The organism is Aquipuribacter sp. SD81, assembly GCF_037153975.1.
Lineage (GTDB): Bacteria > Actinomycetota > Actinomycetes > Actinomycetales > JBBAYJ01 > Aquipuribacter.
In genome coordinates this window covers 132,163-139,883 of the sequence record NZ_JBBAYJ010000010.1, presented here as the reverse complement: position 1 = coordinate 139,883, position 7,721 = coordinate 132,163, and the positions used below count along the sequence as shown (strand labels likewise).

The window sequence follows — 7,721 nt, the reverse complement described above, 5'->3', positions numbered from 1 at the left end:
CGGCCGTGCGAGCACCCCCACGGCGGCGGACGGCGCGAGCGGAGCGGGCGCGCCGAGCGCGCCGACCGAGCCGACCGCCGCGACGGGCACGACCGTCGCGGCCACCGTGCCGGCCGCCCCGACCGCCGGGGCACCTGGTGAGGTCGGCACCGGCGAGCCGGTCGACGACACCGCCGTGGAGCCCGCCGGCGGGGCCGAGCCCACCGGGGACCCGGCCGCCGAGGACCTCGCGCCGGCGTCGTCTGGCCAGCCCGCACCGGGGGCCGCGGGCACGACCGCGACGGTCGCGGCCGCCGTCGCGGCGACCGCCGGCCCGGGCCGGCCCGGCGCCACCTTGGGCGCCGCGTCCACCGCCGGGTCCGCGGCCGGCACGTCCACCGCGTCCCCCGCCACCACCGCGGTCGACGGGACGCCCGCGACGGCCCCGTCGGCCCCGTCGGCCCCGACGGCGACCGAGGCGTCCGCCGCGACGACCGCCACGACGGCCACCACAGCGACCACAGCGACCACAGCGACCACAGCGACCACGGCGACGGGCGCGACCGCCGCGTCCGGCGCCGGCGACGCGACCCCCGCGACCGCCGCGGGCAGCGCGGCCACGGACAGCACCGGCTCCGCGCCCGGGGACGGCGCCGACGCCCCCGCCCCGTCCACCTCCTCGTCCACCGCGTCCTCGCCCGCGCCGGCCCCGGCGTCGACCCCGGCGGCGACCCCGGCGTCGACCCTCGTGTCGACCGTGCCCGGCCTGCCCATCGCCCTCGTGCCCGCCAGCGCGGCCGCTCCGGTGCCGGTCGCCCCCGGGCACACCGGCGCCTCGCCCGACCTCGGGCCCTTCACCCTCGAGCAGCTCGACCGTGCCGCCGCCGTCACGCGCGCGCGGCTGGCGACCAGCGCCGTCGGCGACGTGACGCGTCTCGTCGTCCACCTCAGCCCCGCCGAGCTGGGCCCCGTCCGCGTCACCGCGGAGCTGACCCCGGCCGGTCTGCAGGTCTCGCTCGCCGGCGGCGACGAGGCGACCCGCGACGCGCTGCGGCAGTCCCTCGGCGACCTCCGCGACTCCCTCGGCGACGGCCGGGGCCACGGGCGCGGCGAGGCGTGGCGCGAGGGCTGGGGCGCACCCGGCGGCCGTCCCGACGGCTCCGCCGGGCACCCCGGCCGCCGCGACCTGCCCGGCCCGGGCCCGACCGAGCAGGCGCGGCGACCCGTCGTCGTCGCCGACCCCCGCGGCGTCGAGGCGCCGCGCACGAGCCGGGGGGTCGACGTCCGTGCCTGAGCAGCCCGGCACCCGCCTGGTCCGGCGCACCCGCGCGAGGACCACACACCCCCGCCCCGCCCACCCTCGTCCCAGGAGCGCCGCATGACCGTCGACCCGACCGCCGGCCTCGTCACGGGCTCGTACGCGAGCACCGCGTACACGCCGACGAGCACCGCCCCCACCCGCGGCGACGAGCTGGGCCGCGACGCGTTCCTCAAGCTCCTCGTCGCACAGCTGCGCTACCAGGACCCGCTCAACCCGAGCGAGGGCGCCGAGTTCATCGCCCAGACCGCGCAGTTCACGCAGGTCGAGAAGCTGCAGGAGGTGGCCGACTCCACCGCCGGCACGTACGCGTTCCAGCAGCGCTGGGGCGCGGCCTCGACCGTCGGCACCGACGTCACCTTCCTCGGCGCGGACGGCGTGCCGCAGCGCGGCGTCGTCGTCGCCGCGGTCCTGACGGGTGACGAGCCCGTCCTGCGGGTCCAGACCCCGACCGGCACGACCGACGTGACCTTCGGTCGGGTGCAGGAGCTCCACGCCCCGTCGGTCGGCACGACGCCGCCCGCCCCCAGCACTCCCAGCACCCCCAGCGACACCGGCGCCCCGGCCTCCGGGAGCACCGAGGGAAGCACCACCGGCACGGACGCCGCCCAGCCCGCCTGACGACCGTCAGGCACCTCACCCGAACCAGCTCAGGAGGCCACCGTGCTCCGCTCCATGTTCTCCTCCATCAGCGGGCTCCGCGCCCACCAGACGATGATGGACGTCACCGGCAACAACATCGCCAACGTCAACACGTCGGGCTTCAAGAGCTCGCAGGCCATGTTCCAGGACACCCTCAGCCAGCTGCTGCAGGGTGCGGGCGCGCCCGACGCCAACCGCGGCGGCACCAACCCGGCCCAGGTCGGTCTCGGCACCCGCGTCGCGGGCATCGCGACGAACTTCGGCCAGGGCGCCGCCCAGACGACCGGCCGCGCGACCGACCTCATGATCAGCGGTGACGGGTTCTTCGTCGTCGACAACGGCAACGAGACGCTCTACACGCGCGCCGGCTCCTTCAGCTTCGACGCGCAGGGCCGCCTCGTCACCACGGACGGCTCGCTCGTGCAGGGCTGGGGCGCGGTCAACGGCACCGTCGACACCAACGGCCCGCTCGGCCCGCTCACGGTCCCGATCGGCGTCCTCATGCAGCCGCGGGCCTCCACGAGCGTGACGATGGGCGGCAACCTGCCGGCCGACACCACGAGCACCAACCCCGTCACCACCGCCATCGAGGTGTACGACGCGCAGGGCAACGCCCGCACCGTCACGGTCCAGTTCACCAGGGTGAGCGCGACGGACTGGACGGTGACCGCGGACGACCCGCTCACCGGCACGACGACGGCCACCATGTCGTTCGCCGCCGACGGCACGAACCCGACGCCGCCGACGATGACGGTCGGCGGGATCACCCTCGACCTGTCCGGCATGACCGGCTACGCGGGCACGAGCACGGCCGCCGCGCTGTCCACCGACGGCTACGGCGTCGGCAACCTCACGTCGTTCGGCGTCGGCCCCGACGGCGGACTCGTGGGCGTGTTCTCCAACGGCCGGCGCGAGGTGCTCGGCCAGCTCGCCCTCGCGACCTTCGCCAACCCCAACGGCCTGGAGAAGGCCGGCGGGTCGATGTACCGCCCGAGCGTCAACAGCGGCGCGGTGCAGGTCGGCGTCCCCGGCGACGGCCGCGGCACCCTGGCCGGCGGCATGCTCGAGATGAGCAACGTCGACCTCGCCCAGGAGTTCACCAACCTGATCATCGCCCAGCGCGGCTTCCAGGCGAACTCCCGCGTCATCACCGCCTCCGACGAGGTCCTGCAGGACCTCGTCAACATGAAGCGCTGACGTCCCCCGTGAGCCGGGAGGCGTCCCCCGGACGGGTGCTCGTACGCCCGTCCGGGGGATGACCCCCGACACCCCTCACCGCCACCCGGCACCCGCCGATCCCTCACCCGTACGCACCAGCACCAGCACCGGCCCGCCACGGACGGCAGGCCGCGCCCACACCCCACGGACGGACGTCGTGATCACACTCAGCAGGCTCAACGGGAGCGAGTTCTCGCTCAACCCGGACCTCATCCACCGGGCCGAGGAGACGCCGGACACCGTCGTCACCCTCATCGACGGCAGCCGCTACGTCGTCACGCAGTCCCTGTCCGAGCTCGTCGACCGCGTCGTCGCGTACCGCGCGCGCGTCGTCGCCGAGGCCAACCGGCTGTCGGGCGAGGCCGAGGCCGAGGCCGCCGCCGCGCCGCCCGCGCCCGCCGCCCGTGCCGCCCAGGCCACCCACGACGGCGCCGACGTCGTCGAGCTCCGGACCAGGAGGGCGTGATGGACCCGCTCACCCTCATCGGCATCGCGCTCGCCTTCGCGGCCGTCTTCGTCTCCAACACCATGGAGGGCGGCAACCCGGCCGCCATGTTCCTGCTGCCGCCCATGCTGCTCGTCTTCGGCGGCGCCCTCGGCGCGGGCCTCGCGGGCAACACGCTCAAGGACGTGCCGAAGTTCGGCAAGGCCGCGCTCAAGGCGTTCACGGGCAAGGCCGTGCAGGCCGACAAGTCGCTCGGCATCGTCGTCGAGCTCGCCGAGCAGGCGCGCCGCGAGGGTCTGCTCGGCCTCGAGGAGGCCGCGAGCAAGGTCGAGGACCCGTTCCTCAAGGAGGCGCTGGAGCTCGCGATCGACGGCACCGACCCCGAGGACCTGCAGGACGTGCTCATGGGTCGCATCGAGGCGAAGAAGGCCGCCGACAAGCACGGCGCGAAGTTCTTCGCCGACCTCGGCGCGTACGCCCCGACCGTCGGCATCATCGGCACGGTCCTCGGCCTCGTGCACGTGCTGGAGAACCTGTCCGAGCCGGAGTCGCTCGGGCACCTCATCGCCGCGGCGTTCCTCGCGACGCTGTGGGGCGTCCTCTCGGCCAACGTCATCTTCCTGCCGATGGGCACGCGCCTCAAGCGGCTCAGCGAGCTCGAGGTCGCGAGCATGGAGGTCGTCCTCGAGGGCGTCCTCGCCATCCAGGCCGGCGCCAGCCCCCGCGTCGTCGCCCGCAAGCTCGCGAGCCTCCTGCCGCCGGGCTCCGCACCCGCCGCGCCCGCCAAGAAGGCGGCCTGAGCCATGGCGAAGCGGCACGCGAAGCACGAGGAGGAGGAGCACGAGAACCACGAGCGGTGGCTCATCTCCTACGCCGACATGATCACCCTGCTCATGGTGCTGTTCGTCGTCATGTTCGCCATCAGCAACGTCGACCAGAAGAAGTTCGCGGCCCTCAGCGAGGGCCTGGCCTCCGGCTTCGGCGCACCCCGCTACATCGCCGTCGCCGGCGGCGACGCCGTCATCGACGGCAAGGGCCCGCTCGTCGACCCCATGAAGCTCGACGTCGTCAGCCTCGTCGTCGCCGGCGGCGAGACCGCGCTGGAGCAGGCCGACCCGGCCGACGCCGAGGACGCCCAGCGGGCCGTCGCCGAGGCCCAGGCGGAGCTCGCGAGCCTGGAGGAGGTCGCCGCCCAGGCGCGCGAGGCGCTCGCGGCCGAGGACCTCGAGGGCAGCGCGGACTTCCGCATCACGGAGGACGGCCTCGTCGTCGTGCTCTTCGCCGACGACGTGTTCTTCGCCAGCGGCAGCGCCGAGCTGCAGCCGACCGGTGCGGTGGTCGTCGACGCGATCGCCCCTGCGCTGGCCCGCTCGGCCCGCCAGGTCGACGCGGAGGGCCACGCCAACCACCTGCCCGTGCGCGGGTCGAGCACGTACCCGACGAACTGGGAGCTGTCCGCCGCGCGCGCCGCGACCGTCGTCCGCCGCCTCATCGAGGTCGACGGCATGGACGGCGCCCGCCTCACCGCCGCCGGCTTCAGCGACACGCGTCCGCTCGTGCCCGTGACCGACCCCGACGCCGTGCGCGTCAACCGCCGCGTCGACCTGCTCGTGCGCTCCACCGCCCGCGCCGAGGCCCGGGCCCTGCTGCCGCAGCTCGCCGCGGCGCAGGAGCAGACCGAGGCGGTCGGCGGATGACCCGCCACGCACGACCCACCCACAGCCACGCCCCCGCCCACCCAGGAGAACCGACATGTCGACCGTGACCGACCGCACCCTGTCCAAGGGCGCCAAGGTGCCGCAGCAGCGCGGCGGCGGTGGCGGCGAGGACGAGGCCGCCCCCGCGAAGTCGAAGAAGAAGCTCGTCGTCGTCGCCGCGGCCGTCGTGGTCCTGCTCGGGGCCGCCGCCGCGTGGTTCTTCCTCATGGGGCCCGGCGCCGGCGGCGAGGAGACCGCCGAGGGCGAGGCGGAGGCCGCGGCCGAGGAGGAGCACGCCGAGCCGGAGCCCGGCGAGGTGCTCGCGCTCGAGCCCGTCACGGTCAACCTCGCCGACGGCCACTACCTGCAGATCGGCATCGCGCTGCAGGCGGCGTTGGAGGAGGGCGGTGGCCACGGTGCGGAGCTCGACGGCAGCAAGGCCCTCGACATCGTCATCGCCGACCTCACCGGCAAGGAGATGGCGGAGCTGCAGGACCCGGCGAAGCGGGCGGAGGTGAAGGCGCACCTCGTGGAGGAGGTCGCGCACGCCTACCACGACCACGTCTACGACATCTACTTCACGACCTTCGTCATGCAGTGACCCGTCCGCCACGCGGGTTCACCCGTCAGGCTCAAGAAGGGTGCCCCCGCGCCGATAGGTGATCCGTGCGGACACCAGCAGGGGCCCCTTCGGCGGGCGGGACGGTCACGGCCCGGCCCGTCCCCGAGCCCTACGACTTCCGGCGGCCCGTCAAGCTGTCGCGCGAGCACGGCCGTGCCCTGCAGGTGGTGGCCGAGACCTTCGCGCGCCAGTGGGGCACGCAGATGTCGTCGATGCTGCGCGACGGGCAGGTCGAGCCGGGCCCGGTCACGCAGACGACGTACGGCAAGTGGGTCGCCGGGCTGCCCGCGCCGTCGCTGCTCGCCGTCGTCACCTCGCCGCAGATCGGCGACCTCGTGCTGCACGTCGACCAGGACGTGGCCATGGTGTGGGTGGACCGGCTGCTCGGCGGTCGCGGCGAGGCGGAGCAGCCCGCGCGCCCCGCCACGCAGCTGGAGACCGCGCTGCTGCGCGGCCTGCTCGAGCGCGTCGTCGCGGAGCTGCCGTACGCGTTCGCGCCCCTCGCGACCATCACCGCGCGGGTCGGGCACCTGGAGACGAACCCGCAGTTCGCCCAGGTCGTCGGCCCGGCCGAGGCGATGGTCCTCATCGACTTCACCGTCGTCGTCGGCGAGGTGACGGGTACCGCCACCCTCGCCGTGCCCTTCGACGCCATCCAGCCGCTGCTGGACCCCGCCGGCGACGAGCGCGCCGTCGTGCGCACCAACCCCGCCGCCGAGGTCGGGCTCGGCGAGGTGCCCGTCACCGTCGGCGCCCGCATGCGCGGGGTGCGGATGACGAGCGAGTCCGTCCTCGCCCTCGCCCCCGGTGACGTCGTGCGTCTCGGCCACCGCGCCGAGTCCCCGCTCCTGCTCGTGGCGGGAGACCGCCCCTTCGCCCGTGCCGTGCCCGCGGACCGCCGCAACCGGCTCGCCTGCCTCGTCGTCGACCCTCGGAAGGACACCCAGTGACCGCCGCCCAGCCCTCCGCCACCCCCGCAACCCCGGTGACGGACGTCCCGACCGCCACGCTGCAGGCGGCGACCGCCGCGGGCGCGATGCTGCCGCTCGAGCCCGGCTCGACCGCCGTGGCCGTGCCCGTGGGTGCCGCCACGGTGGGCGACGTCACCGCCGGTGCGGCCGTGCCGGGCGACCACGTCGCCGTGACGGCCCGCTTCAGCGGGGCCGCGGACGGTGTCGTCGCGGTGGTGCTGTCCTCCGACGCCCTCACCGCCATCGCCGGCGGCACCCCGGACGCCGCCGCCTGCGTGCCCGCCCTCGAGGCGGCCGCGACCGCGCTCGGCCCGTGCGTGCTCGGCGAGGTCGAGACCGTCTCCGCGCCCGCCCTGCTCGAGCAGCTGCTCGCCGCCGGGGCCGACGCCGGTCTCGCCCGCCTCGGTGACGCCGGCGACCCGGCCGCGACCGTCCACGTCGCGCTCGTCGCGCACCTGCCGGCCCCGTCCGCCCCGGTCCCCGCCCCGCGGAGCGCGTCGGCGTCGGCCGCCGCTCCGTCGGCCGCTGCGGCGACGGCGCCGCGCGGCACCCAGCAGCGCGGCATCGAGATGCTCCGCGGCGTCCACATGGACGTCACCGCCGAGATCGGCCGCACCCGCATGACCGTGCAGGAGCTGCTCGAGCTCGCCGCCGGCTCCGTCGTCGAGCTCGACCGGCCCATCGGCAGCCCCGCCGACCTGCTCGTCAACGGCCGGCTCTTCGCCCGCGGCGAGGTCGTCGTCGTCGACGAGGACTTCGCCCTGCGCATCACGGAGATCGTCGAGCCCGACGACGACGTCCACTGACGCTCGCGTCACCCGCCCGACGC

General features: G+C 75.6%; 9 protein-coding genes and 1 pseudogene. 9 read left to right on the top strand and 1 reads right to left on the bottom strand.

The window, feature by feature from the left end:
* Positions 1–753, bottom strand: a pseudogene (locus tag WAA21_RS08200) (hypothetical protein); the annotation flags it as partial.
* Here WAA21_RS08200 and WAA21_RS08195 point away from each other — a divergent pair.
* The 9 genes from WAA21_RS08195 (at position 737) to fliN (ending at position 7,698) form a co-directional block, all read left to right on the top strand.
* Entirely contained in the window at positions 737–1,273 is a 537-nt protein-coding gene (locus WAA21_RS08195; RefSeq protein ID WP_336922291.1) for a flagellar hook-length control protein FliK, read from the top strand. The pseudogene WAA21_RS08200 and the gene WAA21_RS08195 sit on opposite strands and share 17 nt — an antisense overlap.
* A gap of 84 nt (positions 1,274–1,357) precedes the next feature.
* Positions 1,358–1,918, top strand: a complete 561-nt coding sequence (locus tag WAA21_RS08190) for a flagellar hook assembly protein FlgD (protein WP_336922290.1) — start codon at positions 1,358–1,360, stop codon at positions 1,916–1,918.
* Between the two features lie 42 nt (positions 1,919–1,960).
* Complete coding sequence (locus tag WAA21_RS08185; protein ID WP_336922289.1) at positions 1,961–3,136, top strand: flagellar hook protein FlgE; 1,176 nt, start codon at positions 1,961–1,963, stop codon at positions 3,134–3,136.
* 178 nt (positions 3,137–3,314) lie between these two features.
* On the top strand, positions 3,315–3,623 hold the full coding sequence (locus WAA21_RS08180; protein WP_336922288.1) for a flagellar FlbD family protein: 309 nt from the start codon (positions 3,315–3,317) through the stop codon (positions 3,621–3,623).
* Positions 3,623–4,402 (top strand): motility protein A, encoded by a 780-nt coding sequence (locus WAA21_RS08175; protein WP_336922287.1) that lies wholly within the window; start codon positions 3,623–3,625, stop codon positions 4,400–4,402. The genes WAA21_RS08180 and WAA21_RS08175 overlap by 1 nt, the downstream gene beginning before the upstream one ends.
* Positions 4,403–4,405: 3 nt before the next feature.
* Positions 4,406–5,299, top strand: coding sequence for a flagellar motor protein MotB (locus WAA21_RS08170; RefSeq protein WP_336922286.1), 894 nt, complete (start codon positions 4,406–4,408; stop codon positions 5,297–5,299).
* Between the two features lie 55 nt (positions 5,300–5,354).
* Positions 5,355–5,900 carry a flagellar basal body-associated FliL family protein gene (locus WAA21_RS08165; RefSeq protein ID WP_336922285.1) on the top strand — a complete coding sequence of 182 codons (546 nt, stop codon included), beginning with the start codon at positions 5,355–5,357 and terminating at the stop codon, positions 5,898–5,900.
* A 65-nt stretch (positions 5,901–5,965) separates the two neighbouring features.
* A complete protein-coding gene (locus WAA21_RS08160) occupies positions 5,966–6,871 on the top strand; it encodes a flagellar motor switch protein FliM (RefSeq protein WP_336922284.1) in 906 nt (301 codons plus the stop codon).
* A complete protein-coding gene (gene fliN / locus WAA21_RS08155; protein WP_336922283.1) occupies positions 6,868–7,698 on the top strand; it encodes a flagellar motor switch protein FliN in 831 nt (276 codons plus the stop codon). Before WAA21_RS08160 ends, fliN begins: the two co-directional genes overlap by 4 nt.
* Positions 7,699–7,721 lie beyond the last annotated feature (23 nt).

Coding starts and splice junctions, on each gene's coding strand:
- WAA21_RS08170 (WP_336922286.1), top strand. CDS start 4,406: ATGGCGAAGCGGCACGCGAAGCACGAGGAGGAGGAGCACGAGAACCAC.
- WAA21_RS08175 (WP_336922287.1), top strand. CDS start 3,623: ATGGACCCGCTCACCCTCATCGGCATCGCGCTCGCCTTCGCGGCCGTC.
- WAA21_RS08190 (WP_336922290.1), top strand. CDS start 1,358: ATGACCGTCGACCCGACCGCCGGCCTCGTCACGGGCTCGTACGCGAGC.
- WAA21_RS08165 (WP_336922285.1), top strand. CDS start 5,355: ATGTCGACCGTGACCGACCGCACCCTGTCCAAGGGCGCCAAGGTGCCG.